Annotated in this window: 13 protein-coding genes; 3 read left to right on the forward strand and 10 right to left on the reverse strand. The window is 71.3% G+C overall.

Features of this window, described 5'->3' with window-relative positions; translation table 11 throughout:
* Positions 1-15: 15 nt before the first annotated feature.
* The 3 genes from F3T56_RS02565 to F3T56_RS02575 form a co-directional block, all read right to left on the reverse strand.
* The gene (locus F3T56_RS02565; protein ID WP_149823000.1) at positions 16-3,390 is read right to left on the reverse strand and encodes a pyruvate carboxylase; all 3,375 of its coding nucleotides are present in this window, start codon (positions 3,388-3,390) and stop codon (positions 16-18) included.
* Between the two features lie 185 nt (positions 3,391-3,575).
* Positions 3,576-4,418: a LacI family DNA-binding transcriptional regulator gene (locus F3T56_RS02570; RefSeq protein ID WP_281291799.1), complete on the reverse strand. Its 843-nt coding sequence runs from the start codon at positions 4,416-4,418 to the stop codon at positions 3,576-3,578.
* 521 nt (positions 4,419-4,939) lie between these two features.
* Positions 4,940-6,322, reverse strand: coding sequence for an SMI1/KNR4 family protein (locus F3T56_RS02575; protein WP_149823001.1), 1,383 nt, complete (start codon positions 6,320-6,322; stop codon positions 4,940-4,942).
* A gap of 217 nt (positions 6,323-6,539) precedes the next feature.
* Here F3T56_RS02575 and F3T56_RS02580 point away from each other — a divergent pair, with 217 nt between their 5' ends.
* Positions 6,540-9,743 carry a family 78 glycoside hydrolase catalytic domain gene (locus F3T56_RS02580; RefSeq protein ID WP_149823002.1) on the forward strand — a complete coding sequence of 1,068 codons (3,204 nt, stop codon included), beginning with the start codon at positions 6,540-6,542 and terminating at the stop codon, positions 9,741-9,743.
* A 106-nt stretch (positions 9,744-9,849) separates the two neighbouring features.
* A complete protein-coding gene (locus tag F3T56_RS02585) occupies positions 9,850-11,553 on the forward strand; it encodes a protein kinase domain-containing protein (RefSeq protein WP_281291796.1) in 1,704 nt (567 codons plus the stop codon).
* Positions 11,554-11,686: 133 nt separating this feature from the next.
* Here F3T56_RS02585 and F3T56_RS02590 read toward each other — a convergent pair whose 3' ends face one another.
* From F3T56_RS02590 to F3T56_RS02605, 4 genes are read right to left on the reverse strand one after another with little or no spacing between them, the layout of a single operon-like run.
* The gene (locus tag F3T56_RS02590) at positions 11,687-12,604 is read right to left on the reverse strand and encodes an ABC transporter substrate-binding protein (protein ID WP_149823192.1); all 918 of its coding nucleotides are present in this window, start codon (positions 12,602-12,604) and stop codon (positions 11,687-11,689) included.
* Between the two features lie 33 nt (positions 12,605-12,637).
* On the reverse strand, positions 12,638-13,327 hold the full coding sequence (locus tag F3T56_RS02595) for an ABC transporter permease (RefSeq protein WP_149823003.1): 690 nt from the start codon (positions 13,325-13,327) through the stop codon (positions 12,638-12,640).
* The gene (locus F3T56_RS02600; RefSeq protein ID WP_149823004.1) at positions 13,324-13,989 is read right to left on the reverse strand and encodes an ABC transporter permease; all 666 of its coding nucleotides are present in this window, start codon (positions 13,987-13,989) and stop codon (positions 13,324-13,326) included. Before F3T56_RS02600 ends, F3T56_RS02595 begins: the two co-directional genes overlap by 4 nt.
* The gene (locus F3T56_RS02605) at positions 13,986-15,080 is read right to left on the reverse strand and encodes an ABC transporter ATP-binding protein (RefSeq protein ID WP_149823005.1); all 1,095 of its coding nucleotides are present in this window, start codon (positions 15,078-15,080) and stop codon (positions 13,986-13,988) included. The genes F3T56_RS02600 and F3T56_RS02605 overlap by 4 nt, the downstream gene beginning before the upstream one ends.
* A gap of 177 nt (positions 15,081-15,257) precedes the next feature.
* Between F3T56_RS02605 and F3T56_RS02610 the strand changes: the two genes are divergently transcribed.
* Positions 15,258-16,160 (forward strand): amidohydrolase family protein, encoded by a 903-nt coding sequence (locus F3T56_RS02610; protein ID WP_149823006.1) that lies wholly within the window; start codon positions 15,258-15,260, stop codon positions 16,158-16,160.
* A gap of 14 nt (positions 16,161-16,174) precedes the next feature.
* On the opposite strand, the gene F3T56_RS02615 is transcribed toward F3T56_RS02610, so the two are convergent.
* The 3 genes from F3T56_RS02615 to F3T56_RS02625 form a co-directional block, all read right to left on the reverse strand.
* Positions 16,175-17,611 carry a cytochrome P450 gene (locus tag F3T56_RS02615; protein ID WP_172638778.1) on the reverse strand — a complete coding sequence of 479 codons (1,437 nt, stop codon included), beginning with the start codon at positions 17,609-17,611 and terminating at the stop codon, positions 16,175-16,177.
* Positions 17,612-17,763: 152 nt separating this feature from the next.
* Positions 17,764-18,411, reverse strand: a complete 648-nt coding sequence (locus F3T56_RS02620) for a phosphoribosylanthranilate isomerase (protein WP_149823007.1) — start codon at positions 18,409-18,411, stop codon at positions 17,764-17,766.
* A 46-nt stretch (positions 18,412-18,457) separates the two neighbouring features.
* Positions 18,458-19,687, reverse strand: a complete 1,230-nt coding sequence (locus F3T56_RS02625) for a PucR family transcriptional regulator (protein WP_149823008.1) — start codon at positions 19,685-19,687, stop codon at positions 18,458-18,460.
* Positions 19,688-19,787 lie beyond the last annotated feature (100 nt).

The raw sequence follows: 19,787 nt of genomic DNA on the forward strand, positions 1-19,787 counted from the left end.
GAGCCTCAGACGTTCTCAGACGATTTCGACGAGCAGGTCGCCGCCCTCCACCTGCTGGATCTTGTTGATGGCGAGCCTGGAGACGCGGCCGGCCTTCGGGGCGGTGATCGCGGCCTCCATCTTCATGGCCTCGATGGTGGCCACGGTGGCCCCGGACTCCACCTCGTCGCCTTCGGTGACCGCGAGGGTGACCACTCCGGCGAACGGGGCCGCGACATGGCCGGGGTCGGCGCGGTCGGCCTTCTCCGTCACCGGGATGTCGGAGGAGGCGGCGGCGTCGCGTACCTGGATGGGCCGCAGCTGGCCGTTGAGGGTGGACATCACCGTACGCATGCCGCGCTCGTCGGCCTCGCCCACGGCTTCAAGGCCGATGAGGAGCCGTACGCCGGGTTCGAGGTCGACGGTGTACTCCTGGCCGGGGCCGAGACCGTAGAAGAAGTCCTTGCTGTCGAGGACGCTGGTGTCGCCGTAGGTCTGGCGGTGGGTCTCGAACTCGCGCGTCGGGCCGGGGAACAGCAGCCGGTTGAGGGTGGCGCGCCGGTCCTTCTCCAGGCCCGTACGGTCCTCGGCGCTCAGCTCCTGGACGGGCTTGGCCTCGCCGCGGCCCTGGAGGGCCTTGGTGCGGAACGGCTCGGGCCAGCCACCGGGCGGGGTGCCGAGCTCGCCGCGCAGGAAGCCGATGACGGAGTCGGGGATGTCGAACCGGTCCGGGGTGGCCTCGAAGTCGGCGGGGGCGACTCCGGCGCCGACCATGTGGAGGGCGAGGTCGCCGACGACCTTGGACGACGGGGTGACCTTGACCAGGTGGCCGAGGATGCGGTCGGCGGCGGTGTACATCGCCTCGATGTCCTCGAAGCGGTCGCCGAGGCCCAGGGCGACGGCCTGGGTGCGGAGGTTGGAGAGCTGGCCGCCGGGGATCTCGTGGTCGTAGACGCGGCCGGTCGGGGAGGCGAGGCCCGCCTCGAAGGGGGCGTAGATCCTGCGGACGCTCTCCCAGTACGGCTCCAGGTCGCCCACGGCGCGCAGGTCGAGGCCGGTGGGCCGGTCGGAGTGGTCGGTGGCGGCGACGATCGCCGACAGGGAGGGCTGTGAGGTGGTGCCGGCCATCGACGCCACCGCCCCGTCCACGGCGTCGGCGCCGGCCTGGATCGCGGCGAGGTAGGTGGCGAGCTGGCCGCCCGCCGTGTCATGGGTGTGGATGTGGACCGGCAGGTCGAACTCGCGGCGCAGGGCCGTCACGAGCTTGGTGGCGGCGGGGGCCCGGAGCAGTCCCGCCATGTCCTTCACGGCCAGGACATGGGCGCCGGCCTCGACGATCTGCTCGGCGAGACGCAGGTAGTAGTCGAGGGTGTAGAGCCGCTCGGCCGGGTTCGACAGGTCGGAGGTGTAGCAGAGGGCCACTTCGGCGACGGCCGTTCCGGTCGCGCGTACGGCGTCGATGGCGGGCCGCATCTGGCCGACGTCGTTGAGCGCGTCGAAGATGCGGAAGATGTCGATGCCGGTGTCCGTGGCCTCCTGGACGAAGGCGTCGGTCACCTCGGTCGGGTAGGGCGTGTACCCGACGGTGTTGCGGCCGCGCAGCAGCATCTGGAGGCAGATGTTCGGGGTGGCGGTGCGGAACGCGGCCAGCCGCTCCCAGGGGTCCTCGGCGAGGAAGCGCAGGGCGACGTCGTAGGTGGCGCCGCCCCAGCACTCCAGGGAGAGCAGTTGCGGCAGGGTGCGGGCCACCACGGGGGCGACGGCGAGCATGTCCTTCGTACGGACCCGGGTGGCGAGCAGCGACTGGTGGGCGTCGCGGAACGTGGTGTCGGTGACCCCGATGGTCGGGGACTCGCGCAGCCACCGGGCGAAGCCCTCGGGGCCGAGTTCGACGAGCTTCTGCTTGGAGCCGGCCGGGGGTTCGGCGACGTCCACGGCCGGGATCTTGGTGGACGGGTCGCTCAGCGCGGGGCGCTCGCCGTGGGGCTTGTTCACCGTCACGTCGGCCAGGTAGGTGAGCAGCTTGGTGCCGCGGTCGGCGGAGTGGCGGGCGGTGAGCAGGTGCGGGCGCTGCTCGATGAACGACGTGGTGACCTGGCCCGCCTGGAAGTCCGGGTCGTCGAGGACTGCCTGCAGGAACGGGATGTTCGTGACCACGCCGCGGATGCGGAACTCGGCGACGGCGCGCCGGGCGCGATTGACGGCGGTGGTGAAGTCCCGGCCCCGGCAGGTGAGTTTGACCAGCATGGAGTCGAAGTGGGCGCTGATCTCCGTACCGGCGTGGGTGGTTCCGCCGTCGAGGCGGATGCCCGAGCCGCCGGGTGAGCGGTAGGCGCTGATGCGGCCGGTGTCCGGGCGGAAGCCGTTGGCGGGGTCCTCGGTGGTGATACGGCACTGGAGTGCGGCGCCGCGCAGGGTGACGGTCTCCTGGGAGAGCCCGAGGTCGGCGAGGGTGGCCCCGGCGGCGATGCGCAGCTGCGACTGGACCAGGTCGACGTCGGTGACCTCCTCGGTGACCGTGTGCTCGACCTGGATGCGGGGGTTCATCTCGATGAAGACGTGGTTGCCGTCGCGGTCGAGGAGGAACTCGACGGTGCCGGCGTTGCGGTAGCCGATCTCCCGGGCGAACCGTACGGCGTCGGCGCAGATCCGCTCGCGCAGTTCGGGGTCGAGGTTGGGCGCGGGCGCCAGCTCGATGACCTTCTGGTGGCGGCGCTGCACCGAACAGTCGCGCTCGAAGAGGTGGATGACGTCGCCGTGGCCGTCGGCGAGGATCTGCACCTCGATGTGGCGGGGCTCGACGACGGCCTTCTCCAGGAAGACGGTCGGGTCGCCGAACGCGGACGCGGCCTCGCGGGACGCCGCCTCGATCGACTCGCGCAGGACGGCACGATCCTCGACGCGGCGCATACCGCGTCCGCCGCCGCCCGCGACCGCCTTGACGAACACGGGGAAGCCGATCTCCTCGGCCGCACGCACCAGTTCGTCCACATCGGTGGACGGCTCGGAGGAGCCCAGCACCGGTACGCCGGCCGCGCGGGCGGCGGCGACCGCCCGCGCCTTGTTGCCCGTCAGCTCCAGGATCTGGGCGCTCGGGCCGACGAACGTGATGCCCGCCTCCTCGCACGCCCGCGCCAGCTCCGGGTTCTCGGAGAGGAACCCGTAGCCCGGATACACGGCGTCGGCACCGGCCTGGCGGGCGGCGCGCATGATCTCGTCGACGGAGAGGTAGGCCCGCACGGGATGCCCCGGCTCACCGATCTCATAGGCCTCGTCGGCCTTCAGCCTGTGCAGCGAGTTGCGATCCTCGTGCGGGAAGACGGCGACCGTGCGCGCGCCCACCTCGTACCCGGCGCGGAACGCGCGGATCGCGATCTCGCCACGGTTGGCGACCAGTACCTTGCGGAGCATTCCTGATCCCTTCGCCCTGCGATGAGGAACACCATGGTCCCGGCAATCAGGCCTCCATGCCATGAGAGTCATGTCACTCAGTGCCGGAGATAAATGTCACTGAGTGCCACGAGTCGGGGTGGCTGCCGGACCGACCGAGTCGACGGATGCTCGCCGAGTACAGCGTCGCCCTCCCTGGCGAGCTGTCAAGCGTGCCCGCCCGCGCCCGCGCGGCCGGTACGGCCCGCCCGGTCGGCACGGCCGGCCACCGGGCCGGTGGAGCCCCGGACGACGAGTTGGGTGGGCAGGCGCAGGGTGCGTGGCTCCCGGCGTTCACCGGCGAGGGATTGCGTCAGCAGTTCCAGGCCGAGCGAACCAGCCCGGTCCATCGGTACGGCGACGCTGGTCAGGGACGGGTGGGCGGTCTCGGCGAGCGGCGTGTCATCGATGCCTACGACACCGAGGTCGTCCGGGACGCGGACACCGAGCCCCCGTGCTCCGGCGATCACACCGAGGGCGACGAGGTCGTTGTGCGCGATGACCGCGGACGCGCCGGAGGCGACCACGCCCGCCGCGGCGGCGACACCCCCGGCCACCGACTCGGACTGCCGGCCCAGCACCTCCAGGACGAGATCCGCCGCCTCGGCCTTGGCCCTGGCCACGCCGAGGCGGTGCTCACCGGACCAGGAGTGCTGTGGGCCCGGGACGTACGTGATATGGGTGTGGCCCAGTGCCGCCAGGTACTCGATGGTCTGGCGGAGGCCGTCGGTCGCGTCGGCGAGGACGCAGTCGGCGCTCGTGGTCTCGCGGTCGACGAGGACGACGGGGGTGTCACCGCACAGGGCGAGCACGTCCTCGGCGGAGAGCCGGGGCGCGCACACGAGGAGCCCGGCGGAACCGCCGGCGAGCCGTGTGATCACCTCCCGCTCACGGTCCGGGTCGAAGTCGGTGTCGGCCGGCACGATCGTCTGCCGACGATGCCAGCCCTGCGCTTGCACGGCCTTGACGAAGGTGCCGTAGACCGGGTTCGCGATGTCGGGGACGACCACGCCAACGGTCGCCGTGTCGGTGCCGGTGTCCGGCTCGGATCGCCATACCGCCTGCCGGGGCGGCGGCTCGTAACCCAGTTCTTGCGCGGCTTCCCGAACCTTGCGCAAGGTTTCCGTGCCCAGCCGCTCGGGTTCGCTGAACGCCCGGGAGGCCGTGGAGAGGGCGACATTCGCCTGCTTGTGGCGACGTCACCGCTCAGGGCGCTGCCTTCGTCCCGGGCATCTGGAACGGCGGACGACAGCAGAGGTGGCCCGTGACCAGGCTCCGCTGAGCCGGCTTTCGCACACGGGGCGCCCGGACCGCAGCCGGGCCCGGTAGACCGTGGCGAACCCGCCCCGGCCCAGGGCCTCCTGGATCTCGTGACCGGCAGTTCAGTCACGCCTGCTCAGGACTCCGCCAACGGCTCCCATCCCGCAGTGCACAACCCCTGGGCAGGACGTCCGCCCGAGGATGAGGCGAGACTCTAGCCGAGGGCTCTGACACCGGTACGCCCGGTTGGGCCCGTTGTGCGCTCCGACGGCTACACGGCGGGGCCGAGGTCGCCTTCGAGGCGGATCCGGGTGATCGGCGGGCGGTCCCAGAGGGCGAGGATCTCGTTGGCGAGGTCCACGGTCGGGAGCGGGGAACGGTCGCCGCGCACCTCGATGCCCGCGGCCAGCAGGCTGCGCGGGACAGCCCCCGCGTCGAGGAGGACCCGCCAGTACTCCGGCGGGAGTTCGAGGTACTCAAGGCCGCTCAGCCGGTCGATCTCCAGCGGGTCGACGAGCGTACCGGGGTAGGCGGTCAGGGTTCGCAGCCGGGGCAACCCGATGACGGGGGCGAGGCTGAACGGCTCCTCGTCCCATACGCCGATGTTCAGGACCTCAAGGCCGGGGTGGGCGGCGGCCTCGATGCTCCGCAGGCTTCGGTGGTGGACCCAGGCCACCGCCGAGGGCTCCTCGTTCCCGCGACGGCCGCGGCGCTCCCTCTTGCCGTGCAGTACGAGGTCTGTGAGGGAGTCGGCGACGAAGCACGCGCCGATGTTCTCCTCGTGGCTGAGGATGATGATCTGCCCTACGTGGCCGTGCGGGCCCGGGGTCAGGTCGACCGCGAGCCGGTCGCCGCCGCCGTTGTCGCCGAAGGCGATCCAGCCGGGTGAGCCGACCAGTCCCTGCACGGCGGCGTCGGGCGGGGTGACGACCGCCTCCTTCGCCGCGAACCGCCACAGGGACGGGCGGGACGCCACATCGGCGATGTACAAGGCGTCCAGGGAGAAGAGCTCGCAGCCGACCGCCATGACCTCACGCTCGGCCGCCTCGTGGTCCCCGTCCCAGTCCTCCCACCGCGCCCGCGTCACCCGGTACAGCGCCTGTAGCTCGTCGGGCAGCTTGACACCGAGGCGCGCCTCCGCGGCGGCGATCTCTTCCTCGGTGGCGCCGATGGCGCCGGGTATCCGCTCGCGGAGCGTCCGTTCCAGCAGGGCGAGATCGACGCTCGGGGCAGGTACGGCGTCGGGCACCGGCTCGGGCAGGCGGCGCCAGGGCTCGGGGAGGGCACCCTCGACCAGGATCAGCGAACCGGGATGCGGACTGCCGACGCTGGACTCGACGGCGGGGCTGGGGCCCAGGAGCCGGAGTACGGTCCTCCCGGTCGGTTCGATCTTCACCGTGAACGAGACGCCCTCGATGCCGAGGTCCACGAGCGCGCCCCGCACGCGCTGCACGGCGTCGAACTCGGCCTTCAGCTTGCCCTCGATCACAGATGCCTGGCCCGGCTGCGGCACCGGCCGCCTCAGGGGCACGCTCCACGCGCCTTGGCTGATCTGTCCCGCCACCTGGCTGCCGGTGGCGAAGGTCTCCGCCTTGCCGGCCCGCAGAAGCCTCAACAGCGGCTCCCAGGTGGCGAAGTCGTGCAGCGGGGACAACGGGACCTCCGGTGGTTCCGGCGAACGTGGCGCAGTGATTATGCGCGAGCGACGTGACCTGGTTGCGGCCCAGCCGCGCCCTACTCCGCAGGTTAAATCGTTTCATTCGTGCGGGATCGAATCCCGGACCACCCATTGACCGAATTCGACCCGGAACCCTAACCTCCGGGCAATCGATTTGAAACCTTTCACGAACCGAGCGAACCGAAGGTGCACCATGGCGCGGGACTTCTCACGGCGAAGACTTCTCCAGCTCGGCGGCACCGTGGCCGCCTCCGTCATCCTGTCCGGGCCCCGGGCCTTCGCCGCCCCCGGCACGGGCAGCGCGGCCGCCGCGGCCGGGAAGCCGCCCGTGCCGACCGGGATGCTCGCCGATCTGCTGCCGCAGGCCCTCGGGACGAGCGCGGGGCAGCGCCCCAGGTTCAGCTGGCAGGTGCCCGACTTCGGTGCGGGTACCGTGCAGCGCGCCTACCAGTTGCAGGTGGCGGCCACTCCGGGCGGCTTCGAGGACGACCAGCTGGTCTGGGACTCCGGGAAGCGGACGTCCGCCGACTCCACCGCCGTACCGTACGGCGGGCCCGCGCTGGAGCCCCGTACTGCCTACTGGTGGCGGGTCAGCAGCTGGGGTGAGACGCGTTCGGCCTGGTCGGAGCCGGTCCTGCTGGCCACGTCGGTCGAGGACGAGTGGGAGGCGAAGCCGATCTGGGTGCCGGCCGGGCCGGTCATGACGGACGGGACCCTCACCGCCCGGTTGAAGATCACCACCGTGGCCGCCGGGCTGTGGTTCCGGGCCACGAACACCGCCAACAACTACATGTGGCAGCTGCGCGCGGGCAGCCCCGGAGTGCTGCGCAAGCACGTCTGCGTGAACGGGACGTACAGCGTGCTCGGCGAGGTCAAGCTGCCGTTCGCGGTGACCACCGGGGAGTGGGTGGACCTCGCCGTCACGATGACCGGCACCACCTTCACCACCACCGTCAACGGCACCGTCGTGGACACCACCACCGACAGCCGTTACGCCTCCGGCAACATCGGTCTGCGCAACGGGCTCTCCGAGTCCCAGGTCTACGACCGGATCACCTTCACCGCCGCCGACGGCACGGTCCTGCTCGACGACGACTTCGCCTCCGACAAGGGCACCTTCTCCGCCGGCACCGTCTCCGGCGGCGTCCTCACCTTCCCCACCGGTGCCTCCTCGCTCTCCTCCTACGGGGCCGACGACACCTGGGCGCTGCTGCGGCACGAGTACGACGCGTTGGCCGGCAAGGAGATAGCCGCCGCGATCCTCTACGTCGCCGCGACCTCGCCCGATCCGGCCCGGCAGTACGTCGCGAAGGTGTGGAGCAACGGCACCGCGGTCGGCTACGCCTCGGTCCGCTCCGGCGAGGGGACCGCCTACCAGGCCTTCGACATCACCTCCACCCTGCGGGCCGACGGGAAGGCCAACGCGCTGGCGGCGCTGTGCTGGACGACGTCGCAGCAGAAGTTCCTGGCCCAGCTGGAGATCACATACGCCGACGGCAGCCGGTCCACGGTCTCGTCCGGGGACCACTGGAAGGCGCGCCGTCAGGCCGGGATGCTGCCGTCGAAGGGCAGCGCGGGCAGCAGCTACTTCACCGTTCCGCAGGAGTACTGGGACCTGCGCCGTGAGCCCGTGGGCTGGACGAAGCCCGGCTTCGACGACGGCGACTGGCTCACGCCGGTCGTCCGTACCGCGATCAGCGGCCTCATGCCCGCGCTGATCGAGGCGATACGGCCGCACGACGTCACCCCCGCCTCCGTCACCAAGGTCGCCGACGGCCGCTGGCTGGTCGACCTCGGCCGGGAGATCGTCGGCGGACTGTCGCTGGAGGTCACCGGCAGCGCGGGCGACACCGTCGAGGTGCGGCTCGGCGAGGAGCTGAACTCCGACGGCACGGTCAAGTACCAGCTGCGCGCCACCAACACATACCGCGAGGTGTGGACCCTGCGCGACGGCGAGCAGCGCTTCGAGCACTGGGGCTACCGGGGCTTCCGCTGGGCCGAACTGCGCACGACGCTCGACCTGTCGAAGGCGGTCGTCAAGGGCCGCGCCTGGAAGCTCGACTGGGACGACTCCCACGCCTCGTTCCGCAGCTCGGACGCCGACCTGGACCGGGTCTGGGAGCTGTGCCGCTACTCCATCGAGGCCACCCGGGGCGACCTCTACACGGACACCCCGACCCGTGAGCGCGGCCCGTACGAGGGCGACGCGCTGATCAACCAGCTCTCCGAGTACGGCACTCAGCGGTCGTACGCCCTCGCCCGCTGGTCGAACGACTATCTGGCCCGCAAGGGGACCTGGCCCACCGAGTATCGGCTGATGTGCGCGATCTCCGCGTGGGAGGACTATCTCGCCACCGGCGACGACCGGCAGCTCGCCAAGGACTACGACCTGCTCACCGCCAAGAACCTCACCTCCTACCTGGACTCGGAGGGCCTGGTCCGCAAGGCGCCCGGCAGCAGCAGCCAGAACCTCGGCGACCTGGTCGACTGGCCCACCGCGAGCCGCGACGGCTATGTCTTCACCAACGTCAACACGGTCGTCAACGCCTTCCAGTACGCGGCCTTCGAGGCCCTCGCCAAGTGCGCCACGGCCCTCGGCAAGGACGATGACGCGACCACGCTGCACGGCCGGGCCGGCACCCTCGCCAAGGCCATGCGGGCCACCCTGCTCGACTCGTCGGCCGGGCGCTTCCGCGACGGCGTCGGCACGACCCACAGCGCGCAGCACGCCACCGCCTTCCCGGTGGCGCTCGGGGTCGCGGACGGCCTGGACAAGGACGTGCTCGCCAAGCTGGGCGACACCCTGGCGGCAGGCGGCATGAAGGTGAGCGTGTACGGGTCGCAGTTCCTGCTCGACGCGCTGTTCCGGCTCGGCCGCTCCGACGCGGCGCTCGCGCTGCTCACCTCGACGGCCACCAACTCGTGGCTGCACATGCTCGACGCGCTGAAGGCCACGATCGTCACGGAGGCGTGGGACCCCGCGCTGAAGTCCAACATGACGCTCTCCCACGCCTGGGCGTCCGCGCCCGCCAACGCGGTGGCCCGGCACGTCCTCGGCGTCCAGGTCAGCGGGCCCGGCGCGGCCGAGTTCCTGGTCCGCCCCCGTACCGGCTCGCTGACCGAGGCCGAGGGAACGGTTCCCTCGGTGCGTGGGCCGGTCTCGGTCCGGGTGCGCCGCTCTGCGGACACGCACACGACACGGGTGACCGTGCCGCCGAACTCCCGTGCCGTCCTTGAGGTGGAGATCGGCGATGCCGATCCGGCGGCGTACCGGGTGACGGGGACGGCACCCGGCGGCCGGGAGAAGGTGGAGGTCGAGTCGTTCACCGACCTCACGGGCACCGTGCTGCGGATCGGCCCGGTCGGCTCGGGCACGACGGAGGTGGTGCGGAAGTGACGGAAACCCAGAACCTTGGCCTGAGCTGAGCTAGCCTCGACACCCTGGGGGCGAACTGGCGTACGTAGGAAGTCAATTCGGGGGTGTTGTGTCAGACCAGCGGCCGGTGCCATCGCGCTCGACGGCAGGCGGGACTCCGGCGCTGCGACAGACGGGTGCCCTGCCGCTGCGCCCCGGCGACCCGGACCGGATAGGTCCGTATGTGTCGCTGGGGCTGCTCGGCAGCGGCGGCATGGGGCGCGTCTATCTGGCGCGCCCCGCCGACGGCGACCCGGATCTCGTCGCGGTGAAGGTGATCAGGCCGGAGTACGCCGAGGACGTCAGGTTCCGGCGCCGGTTCGAGCGTGAGGCGTCGGTCCACGGCCGCGTCCTGACCCCGCACATGCCGAGGCTGTGCGGCACGGGTTTCGAGGACGAACTGCTGTGGATGGCCACCGAGTACGTGCCGGGGCTCGATCTGGCGGACGCCGTGCAGGAGGACGGTGCCCTCGGGGTGGCGGCCGTCTGGCGGCTTGTGGCGGAGCTCGGGCGGGCGCTCGCCGACCTGTCCGCCGCGGGGATCGTGCACCGGGATCTCAAGCCGTCCAACGTCCTGCTGTCCGCCCGGGGCGCGCATGTGATCGACTTCGGTATCTCGAAGGCCGCCGACGCGAGCGCGATCACGGGCACGGGCAACCGGGTGGGCACTCCCGCGTACATGTCGCCGGAGTACCTGCGGACCGGCGAGTGCGACACCGCGTCGGACGTGTTCTCGCTGGCCTGCACGCTGGTCTACGCGGCGACCGGGAGCGCCCCGTTCGGCGACGGTACCGGTGTCGACGTGATGCACCGGGTGGCGTTCGAGGAGCCCAACGCGAAGGTGATCGGCGAGATCTCGGCGGCCGACGAGGCGCTCGCTGCGCTGCTGTCCGCCTGCCTGGGCAAGGAGCCCGGGACGCGGCCGACTCCGCGGGAGCTGATCGAGGCGGCCGGGACGCAGGCCGGCGCGGCCGGCTGGTCTGAGCCGCTCGGTGGCAGGGTGCTCGCCCGGCAGCAGGCGTACGAGGCGCTGTGCCGGCTGCCCCTGGCAGAGCCCTCGCCCGAGGCCGCCGCGCCCCCTTCCGCACCACCGGAGCCATCCGCGGACGCGGCCGGACAGGCGCCTCCGGCGCAGGCCCGCAATCGGACACGGCGGAAGCGGGTGCTGGTGGGTGCCGCGGGCGTGGCCCTCTGCGCGACGGTGGCCGCCGGTGTCTTCGTACTCACGCGCCCCGGCACTGCCACCAGTGCCTCGCCGGAGACGGGTACGTCGACCGCGGCGGGCGGTGCGCCCGGTGAGAATGCCTCCTCGACGGCACCCAGGGCCTCGGGCGGCGCGCCCGTGCCGGACGGCGGCTCCTCCGTCTCGGAGGTGTCCGGCAAGGATGACAGCGTTGCCACCGGCGACGACACCGCGCGCCCTGACGCCTCCGCCGACGACGACCGGCGCACCACCGCCCCGTCCGCTCCCGCCACGGAGTCCGTCGGCCCGACCGAGGCCGCCCCGTCCCCGAGCAGCGCGCCCCCCGATTCCGGGACCCCGGCCTGGATCTCGGACTGCACGTACTACGCGGGCAACGGCCGCACCCGGCTGGGCAACAGCGGCAAACGCGTGCTCCAGGTGCAGTGCATCCTGACGAAGCGCGGGTACGGCGTGGGCGCCTCCGGCATGGACGGCGAGTTCGGCGCCGACACGGAGGCGGCGGTTCAGTCCTTCCAGAGCGACAAGGGGCTGGCCGCCGACGGAGTCGTCGGCCAAGGCACCTGGGTGGCGTTACGCGCCTCGGAGTGACAGCAGGGCGTCGCACAGCGCTCGACAGGAAGGGCGCGTCCGCGGTCTGCCGGACCAGGCCGTGCGCGATGCGGCGGCCTTCGGTGAGCCGCCGCAGCCGTGCGGACGCGCCGTTCGTGTGATCCCCTGCCGGTCAGCTCACCAGGCCGGCCTTCGTCAGCCATTCCTCGGCGACGGTGTCGGCGTCCTCCTTGTCGTTGACGAGCTTTTTCATCATGTCGAGCAGGTCCTGGGTGGTGAGCTTGGCCGAGACGGCGTTGAGCGCTTCCTTGGCCGTGTCGTTCACCGCGTCCTTGAAGACGAGGGGCGTGACGTTCTGGGAGGAGAAGAGGTTCTCCGGGTCCTCCAGGACGACCAACTTGTCGGCGACGATGGCGGGATCGGTGGTGTAGAGGTTGGCGGCCTGCACCTCGTCGTCCTTCAGCAGCTTCACCAGGGTGGTCTGGGCGCCTCCGTCGAGCGGCTGGAACTTGCCGAACTCGACGCCGTAGACCTTCTTCAGACCGACCACGCCCTGGGCGCGGGTCTTGAACTCGGAGCCGGCCCCGAGCGTCATGTCGCCCGCGACCGGCTTGAGGTCGGCGAGGCTCTTGAGGTTGTACTCGGCGGCGGTCTCGGCGGTGACCGTGACGGAGTCCTTGTCCTCGGCCTGGGACGAGTCGAGGATCTCCACCGACGAGGGGAGTTTCTCCTTCAGTTCGGCGTTGATCTCCTCCGTACTGGTCGCGGTGCTGTTCTGGTCGACCGCCACAGACAGCAGGGCGCCGTTGTATTCGGGGAAGACGCCGATGCCGCCCTTGACCACCTGGTCGTAGTAGACCTCGCGGGCCCCGATGTCGAACTTGCGGGTCACCTTCAGGCCCTTGCCCTCCAGGGCCTGCGAGTAGATCTCGGCGAGGAGTTGGTTCTCGGGGAAGTTCGCCGAGCCGACGACGATGGACTTGCCGTCGCCGCCGGTGTCGCCCGTCAGTGGGTTGTCGTCACTGTCGCCGCCGCCGCAGGCGGTCAGGGTGAGTGCGGTGATCAGGCCGAACGCGGCGCCTCGGTACATGCCTCGCATGGGTGTTTCCTCTCTGGTCAGAACTCAGGATTTCGTCGCCGCGGCCCTGAGGCCCGGCGAGACGACGACGCGCCGCAGTGCGGTGAACACGGCCTGGACGACCAGCGCGAGGACGACGACGACCGTGGAGCCGCCGATGACCAACTCGTAGTCGTTGCGGGAGAGTCCGTCGACGATGAAGCGGCCGAGGCCCCCGAGGCCGGGGTAAGCGGCGACGGTCGCGGTGGCCACGACCTGGATCGCGGCGACCCGCAGCCCGAGGAGGATCAGGGGCAGCGCCATCGGCACCTCCACCCGGGTCAGGACCTCCCACCCGGTCATGCCGACCCCGCGTGCCGCGTCCCGGGTGGCGGGGTCCACGCCCCGTACGCCCTCGAAGGTGTTGATGAGGATCGGCGGGACTGCGAGCGCGACCAGGGCGATCAGTACGGGTGTGGAGCTGAGCCCGGCGAGCGTGACGACGAGGACGACCAGGCCGAAGGTGGGGATCGCCCGGGCGAGGTTCGCCACGCTGGCCACGGCGAACGCGCCACGGCCGGTGTGTCCGACGAGCAGCCCGAACGTCAGCCCGATCAGGGCGGCGAACAGCAGCGACAGCCCACTGTAGGTGAGGTGTTCCAGGAGGCGCCGGGGGATTCCCTCGTCGCCGTGCCACTGGGACGAGGACGTCAGCCAGTCCCCCACGAGCTGGATCTGGTTCAGGAAGTCGTTCACGCCGCCGTCACCTTGCTCCGGGACCAGGGGGTGAGCAGCCGTTGCGCCAGGACCAGCAGGGCGTCGGTGGTGAGCGCGAGCAGCATGATCAGCACCATCGCGGTGACGATGGGGGTGGGGAAGTCGAGTTGGAGGCCGCGGGTGATGTAGTAGCCGAGGCCGCCCTGGCCGATCAGCTGTCCTACGGCGACGAGGCTGATGGAGGAGACGGCGGCGACGCGTACGCCGGCGATGACGACGGGCACGGCGATCGGCAGTTCGACCTGCACGACCCGGCGTACCGTGCCGAATCCCATCGCGGTGGCCGCGAGCCGCACCGGTTCGGGGACCGAGGCGAGGCCGTCCACGACGTTGGGCACCAGGACCGACAGGGTGTAGAGCGTCAGCGGGATCATCACCGTCTGTTCGGTCAGCCCCGTGTAACGGACGAAGATCATGAACAGGGCGAGGGACGGGATCGAGTACAGGATGTTGGCCACGGTCAGCACCGGCGGGTACAGCCGGCGCAGCCGGTGGCACAGGATCCCGAGCGGCACGGAGATGATCAGGCCGAACAGGACCGGGAGCAGGCCGAGTCTCAGATGGACGGCGGTGTAGTCGGCCAGTTCGGCGGCGTGGTCGGCTATCCACTGCCACCGCACCAGCGGTTCGTCGTCGTTCACCGGTCACCACCGCCCGGGCTGCCGGTGATCTCGTGCACGTCCGCGGCGCCGACGACCGCGCCGTCCGCGTCGACGCCCACCGCGAGCCGGGCGGGCGACAGCAGCGCCGAGTCGAGGGCGGCCCGTGCGGAGTCGCCGACGAGGCTGAAGGTGTGGCCGAGGGGCGCCAGTTGTACGTCCACGAGCGTGCCGCTGTCCGGGAGTTCGGCGACAGGGGCCCAGCCGAGCGGTCGTCGGGCGTCGTCGACCACGAGGACCCAGGGCTCCTTCACCGCCCTGGCCTCCGCCACCGGGGAGGTCGCCGACAGCACGGGTCCCTCGCGCAGGGGGACCTCGGCCGCCTTGACGAAGGACAGCCGTCGGATGCCGCGGTCGTGTCCCACGAAGTCGGCCACGAACTCGTCGGCGGGGCTGGTGAGCAGCCGCTCGGGGGTGTCGAACTGGGCGAGCCTGCCGCCCGTGCGGAACACCGCGATGTTGTTGCCGAGTTTGATCGCCTCGTCGATGTCGTGGGTGACGAACACGATGGTCTTGTGCAGCTCCTTCTGCAGCCGGATGAACTCCGCCTGCAGCTCCGCCCGCACGATCGGGTCGACCGCGCTGAACGGCTCGTCCATCAGCAGCACCGGCGGATCGGCGCCCAGCGCCCTGGCCACGCCGACGCGCTGCTGCTGCCCGCCGGAGAGCTGGTTCGGGTAGCGCTTGGCCATCTCGGCCGGCAGCCCCACCAGTTCTAGCAGCTCGGCCGCCCGCGCCCGCGCCTTCTTCCGGCTCCAGCCGAGCAGCAGGGGGACGGTCGCGATGTTGTCGAGGACGGTACGGTGCGGGAACAGCCCCGCGTGCTGGATCACATACCCGATGCCCCGCCTCAACTCGGGGGCGTTGACCTCCCGGATGTCCCGGCCGCGCAGGCTCACCGTCCCGGTCGTCGGCTCCACCATGCGGTTGATCATGCGCAGCGTCGTGGTCTTGCCGCAGCCGGAGGGACCGACCAGGACCGTGATGCCACCCTCGGCCAACTCCAGGGACAGATCGTCCACCGCTGTCGTACCGTTCGGATAATTCTTGCTCACCGCGTCGAATCTGATCAAAGCTGCCCCTCACCCGACTGCATATGGCCATTCAGCGTTGTCCGTGACTGAATGGCAGTCAATGGTCTGACGTGAACGGCACGTTACGTTCACAGGAAACCAGGCTCCGGATGCCTGGAATGATCAGGTTCCACGGCTGATGCGCCTCTCATCATGGGCCGTGGTGGGAGGAGCGTCATGACCAGCGTCGACGTGCACCAGCATCTGTGGACCCCTTCATTGGTGGCGGCCCTGCGGTCCCGCCGTGAGCCGCCGTTCCTGGACGGCTGGACCCTGTTCCTGCACGGTGAGCCGCCGTACGAGATCCGGCCCGCCGACCACGACGTCGCCCGGCGCACGGAACTCGCCGCCGCGGACGGACTCGGCCGGGTGCTCGTGTCGATGTCCGCCCCGATCGGCGTCGAGTGGCTGCCGGCGGCCGAGGCCCGGCCCCTGCTCGACGCCTATCACGAGGGCGCGGCCGCGCTGCCCGAGCCGTTCGGCGCCTGGGCGGCCGCCTGCGTCCGGGACATCGACGCGAGCGCGACGGCCGAGGACCTCGACCAGGGTTTCGCCGGCCTCCAGCTCCCGGCGAACGCCCTTGCCGACGCGACCGGTTACACGCGCTGCGCCCCGCTGCTCGAACTGCTCGAAGAGCGGGACCTCCCGCTGTTCGTCCACCCGGGGCCCGCGGCCGGCGCGCCCGAAGGTCCCGGCTGGTGGCCCGCGATGGTCCCCTATGTACAGCAGATGCACGCCGCCTGGTTCGCGTTCCGGGCCTTCGGCCGGCCCCGTCATCCGCGCCTGCGGGTGTGCTTCGCCCTGCTGTCCGGGCTCGCCCCGCTGCACGGGGAGCGGTTCGCCGCCCGGGGCGACGGGGACACGGCCGGGGTCGACCCGGACGTGTTCGTCGAGACCTCCTCGTACGGCCCGACCGCCGTCGACGCGGTCGTCCGCGCCCTGGGTGTGGGCGCCGTCGTCCAGGGCTCGGACCGGCCCTACGCGCAGCCGCCGCACCACCCCGGGTTCGGCCTGGGCGGCGCCGCGGCGTACGCCTTCCGCATCGCCAATCCCCGGCGGCTGCTCACAGGACGGGATTGAACAATGGTCGGCTGTCAGCGGCCGGGGCGGATCAGTCCCGTCAGGTAGCGCCACAGCGATGAGCGCTGGCGGGCGGACGAGTCCGGCACCACGCTCTCGGCCGACTCCGCATCCGGCTTCGCCGCAGCCTCCGGCGCCGCTGCCGGGCCGTCGACCGGCGGTCGCTCGGGGGTGGCGGCCAGTTCATACCGTACGGGCAGCGAGCGCAGGCCCCGCATGAACGGGGAGGAGCGCCACGGGAGTTGGTCGACGGGGAGGGCGAGGTCCAGATGCGCGAACCGTTCGAAGAGGCGGCCGACGCCGACCGCCGCGACCGTCGAGGCGAGCTCGCGCGCCGGGCACTGGCGGCGGCCGGCGCCCCAGGAGAGGTGGGCCCGGGTGCTGACGGTGGTGCTCGGCGCCACATGGTCGGCGAACAGGGGGTCGGCGTGCGCGGCGGCGGAGGAGACCCACACCGGGTCGCCCGCGCGGATCGTGTAGTTGCCGAGCGGGGTGTCCTCGGCCGCGAAGCGCGGGACGAAGTTCACCAGCGGCGGCTTGCGCATGACGACGCGGTTCATGGTCTCCCGGACCATCCCGGCGGACAGGCTGGCGCGCACGCTGCTCTCGCCGGAGAGGACCTCGACGACCGTGTTGGAGATGAGGATGCCGACGTGGTCGGAGGTCATGCCCAGCAGCATGAACAGCTCGCGGGCCAGCTCGTCGAGCGAGAGGTCGGGGTGGGCGGCCAGCAGATAGGAGGGGAAGTCCTCCCCCGGTGTCTTCAGCTTCGTCGCCGCGAGTTCGGCCAGCGCCGCCAGCAGCCGTTGCAGGGCGGGTTCGGCGTCCGGGCCCGCGTCCAGCACGCGCCACATGTCCATGAGCGCGTCGTCGCCCTGGGAACCGGGGAAGCCGAGCAGATGGCTGGCCACCATCAGCGGCAGCGGCCGGGAGAACTGGGCGGACAGATCCGCGTGCCCCGTGGTGCCGGCCTGCCCGACCAGGGTGATCAGATCGTCGGCGTAGGCGGTGACGGCCGTCTTCAGCCGCTTCGCCTGCGGATGGCGCGGGTCCTGGAACGGCTTCAGAGCCGCGTCCCATGCCGTGCGCAGCGTCCCGTATCCGGGGCCGCCCTGGATCAGTACGTGGTTGACCTCCAGGGACGGCCCGAGCGGCCAGTCGGCGGGCACCCGGCCCTCGGTGCGGGCCCGCCAGTTCTCCAGGCCCTTCGGCCACGCGTCGTCGTCCTGGAGCACCTGGAGCGCCTCGCGGTAGCCGAGGACCAGCCAGGCGGGTACGCCCAGCAGGTCGACCGGCGCCACCGCGCCGTGCCGCTGCCTCAGCCGCTCATAGACGAGGGAGGGGCGCATCTCGTAGTCCCGCGTCAGCAGCGGCTGGGGATCCAGCTCCTCCAACCGTGTGTCGTCCGTGTTCACGGACCCGCTCTCGCCCCACCGGGATTCCACCGCCATGCCGCCGCCCCTCCGACACTCCCCGTACCGGCACACCTTCAGCCGGTAGCCGGAAACCGTGGGGACCCTACCCCAGGCCCCACCGTGCGGTGAACGATGGGGGCGCTACTGGCACGGGGACTCCACCCACCTGTCCCGATGTGCCGGGAAGGTCAGTTCCCGCCGCGGGCGGCCTTGACGAACGCGGCGATCAGGGCGGGGTCCTTGACGCCTCGGCTCTGTTCCACGCCGCTGGAGACGTCGACGCCCCAGGGCCGGGTGGCGTCGACGGCGTCCCGTACGTTGTCCGGGGTGAGGCCGCCGGCGAGGATCCACCTCTCCCCGGCGCCGGCCAGCGTCTTCCTGGACCAGTCCCAGGCGATGCCGGAGCCCGGCACGGGGGCGTCGAGGAGGAGCATGTCCTCGCCCATCTCCCCGTACCGCGGCACGGAGTCGCCGAAGGCCGCGGCACGGATCAGCGTCCAGCCGCCGGTCGCGAGGTCGTCGTAGTAACCGCGGTCCTCCGGGCCGTGCAGCTGGACGGCCCGGATGCCCGAGTCGGTGGCCAGGGAGCGTACGTCGTCGAGGGGTTCGTTACGGAAGACGCCGACCGTCAGGACATGCTCCGGCACGCGATCGCAAAGCCTTGCGGCCGTGCCCGCATCGATACGGCGCGGGCTGGCCGAGAAGACGAACCCGATGGCGTCGGCGCCCGCCTCGACGGCCGTGTCGACGTCGCGCTCGGTCTTCAGTCCGCAGATCTTGACGAAAAGGTGGTCAAGGGGGTCATGGGAATCGCTCACGGCCCTAGCCTGCCGCATCGGGCGGCGGGAGGCACGGGCGTCCCGCGGTATCGGCTCCTTGGCGTCAGTGCCACGCCCCCGACAAGCGCCGGGTGACGATGGCGCTGAGGGCCCGTACACCGTGCGTCGAGCCCGGGTCGATGCCCGTGAGTTCCCGTACCCGGCGCAGGCGGTAGTCCAGGGTGCGGGCGTGGACGTTGAGGGCCGCCGCCGTGGCCCCGCGGTGCATGTCGTGGAGGTAGTACGCGTCGAGCGTGAGGAGGAGGTCCGGCCCCTGTTCGAGGCGCCCGGCCACCGCGCGGAGCCACTCGTCGACGAACGGCGCGTCCGCGACGGCGAGTTCGACAAACACATCGGCCACCGTGTGCGATCGCAATCCGGCGGACGCCCGGCGCAGCGGGGCCGCCCTGCTGATCCGCCGGGCCCGGTCGAGGGCGTCGGCGAGCTCGGACCACTGTGCGGTGGCGGTGCCGACGGCACAGGGCCGGCCCAGGGTTCCGGCGAAGTCCCGTACAAGATCGGATACGGCGTCGGGGGCGACGTAAGGAGGCACGATTTCCGCCGGGTCGGTCTCCGCCGGGTCGGTCTCCAGGGGCACGAGGGCGATCAGTTCGCCGCCCCGCTCTCCGCCCTCCGGGCACCACATGACCGGCACCCGATGCGTTTTCACCAACGCCTCTATATCGTTTTCCAGGGCACGATCGCCGGCGGGGCGGTCCGGTATCCGGATCACGGTCACCGCGTAGCATTCGGGTAATTCCATGCCCACGGCCGTCGCGAGTTCCGCCGCCATGGAGTCTCCGGTCAGGAGCGCTCGGGTCAGCAGGGCGATCTGTTCGACATACGGCAGCCGACGCCGCAGTACCGTCACGTATCCCTGGCTGTAGGCGCTGATTCCGCGTTCGCCCTGCGGGGCGAACCAGCCCATCATCCGCATGAGCTCGTCGACGCCGCCGCCCCGCTGGGCCGCGGTCGCCTCGTTGATCTCGCGCAGCATGAGCTCGGTGTGCAGCCGCAGGACCCGCTGCCGGGCGTCGAGCGACATCCCGGCCCCGGCCCGCTGCTCGCCGATCGCGGCGATGTAGCCGAGATCGTCCACGCTCAACTCGGTGTTGTCCGGGGAGAGTTCGATGGTACGGCGGCGCAACCACACCGCGTACTCCAGCGTCTCGTCCCGCGCCCGGCGATTCGCCTCCAGGAAGGCGAACTCCGGGATCTCACGTCTGTATGTCTCGACCTCCCGGCGGGCGTTGGTCGGCGCCTGCCGGGCCAGTTCGGCGAAGAGGGTCCCCATGGGCGCGAGCATGTCATTCCCGTCGAACGGGTCGACAGGCGAAAACCGGACGGCCTCTTTATCACTTCGCGTAAATCGACGACGAACATGTTGCCCGCAC

The sequence above is a fragment of the Streptomyces tailanensis genome (assembly GCF_008386495.1).
Taxonomy (GTDB): domain Bacteria; phylum Actinomycetota; class Actinomycetes; order Streptomycetales; family Streptomycetaceae; genus Streptomyces; species Streptomyces tailanensis.

What these genes read in the sequence shown, in the direction of transcription:
- F3T56_RS02565 (WP_149823000.1), bottom strand. Translation starts at nt 3,390, where the DNA reads ATGCTCCGCAAGGTACTGGTCGCCAACCGTGGCGAGATCGCGATCCGC.
- F3T56_RS02580 (WP_149823002.1), top strand. Translation starts at nt 6,540, where the DNA reads ATGGCGCGGGACTTCTCACGGCGAAGACTTCTCCAGCTCGGCGGCACC.
- F3T56_RS02590 (WP_149823192.1), bottom strand. Translation starts at nt 12,604, where the DNA reads ATGTACCGAGGCGCCGCGTTCGGCCTGATCACCGCACTCACCCTGACC.
- F3T56_RS02610 (WP_149823006.1), top strand. Translation starts at nt 15,258, where the DNA reads ATGACCAGCGTCGACGTGCACCAGCATCTGTGGACCCCTTCATTGGTG.
- F3T56_RS02615 (WP_172638778.1), bottom strand. Translation starts at nt 17,611, where the DNA reads ATGGCGGTGGAATCCCGGTGGGGCGAGAGCGGGTCCGTGAACACGGAC.
- F3T56_RS02620 (WP_149823007.1), bottom strand. Translation starts at nt 18,411, where the DNA reads ATGCGGCAGGCTAGGGCCGTGAGCGATTCCCATGACCCCCTTGACCAC.
- F3T56_RS02625 (WP_149823008.1), bottom strand. Translation starts at nt 19,687, where the DNA reads ATGGGGACCCTCTTCGCCGAACTGGCCCGGCAGGCGCCGACCAACGCC.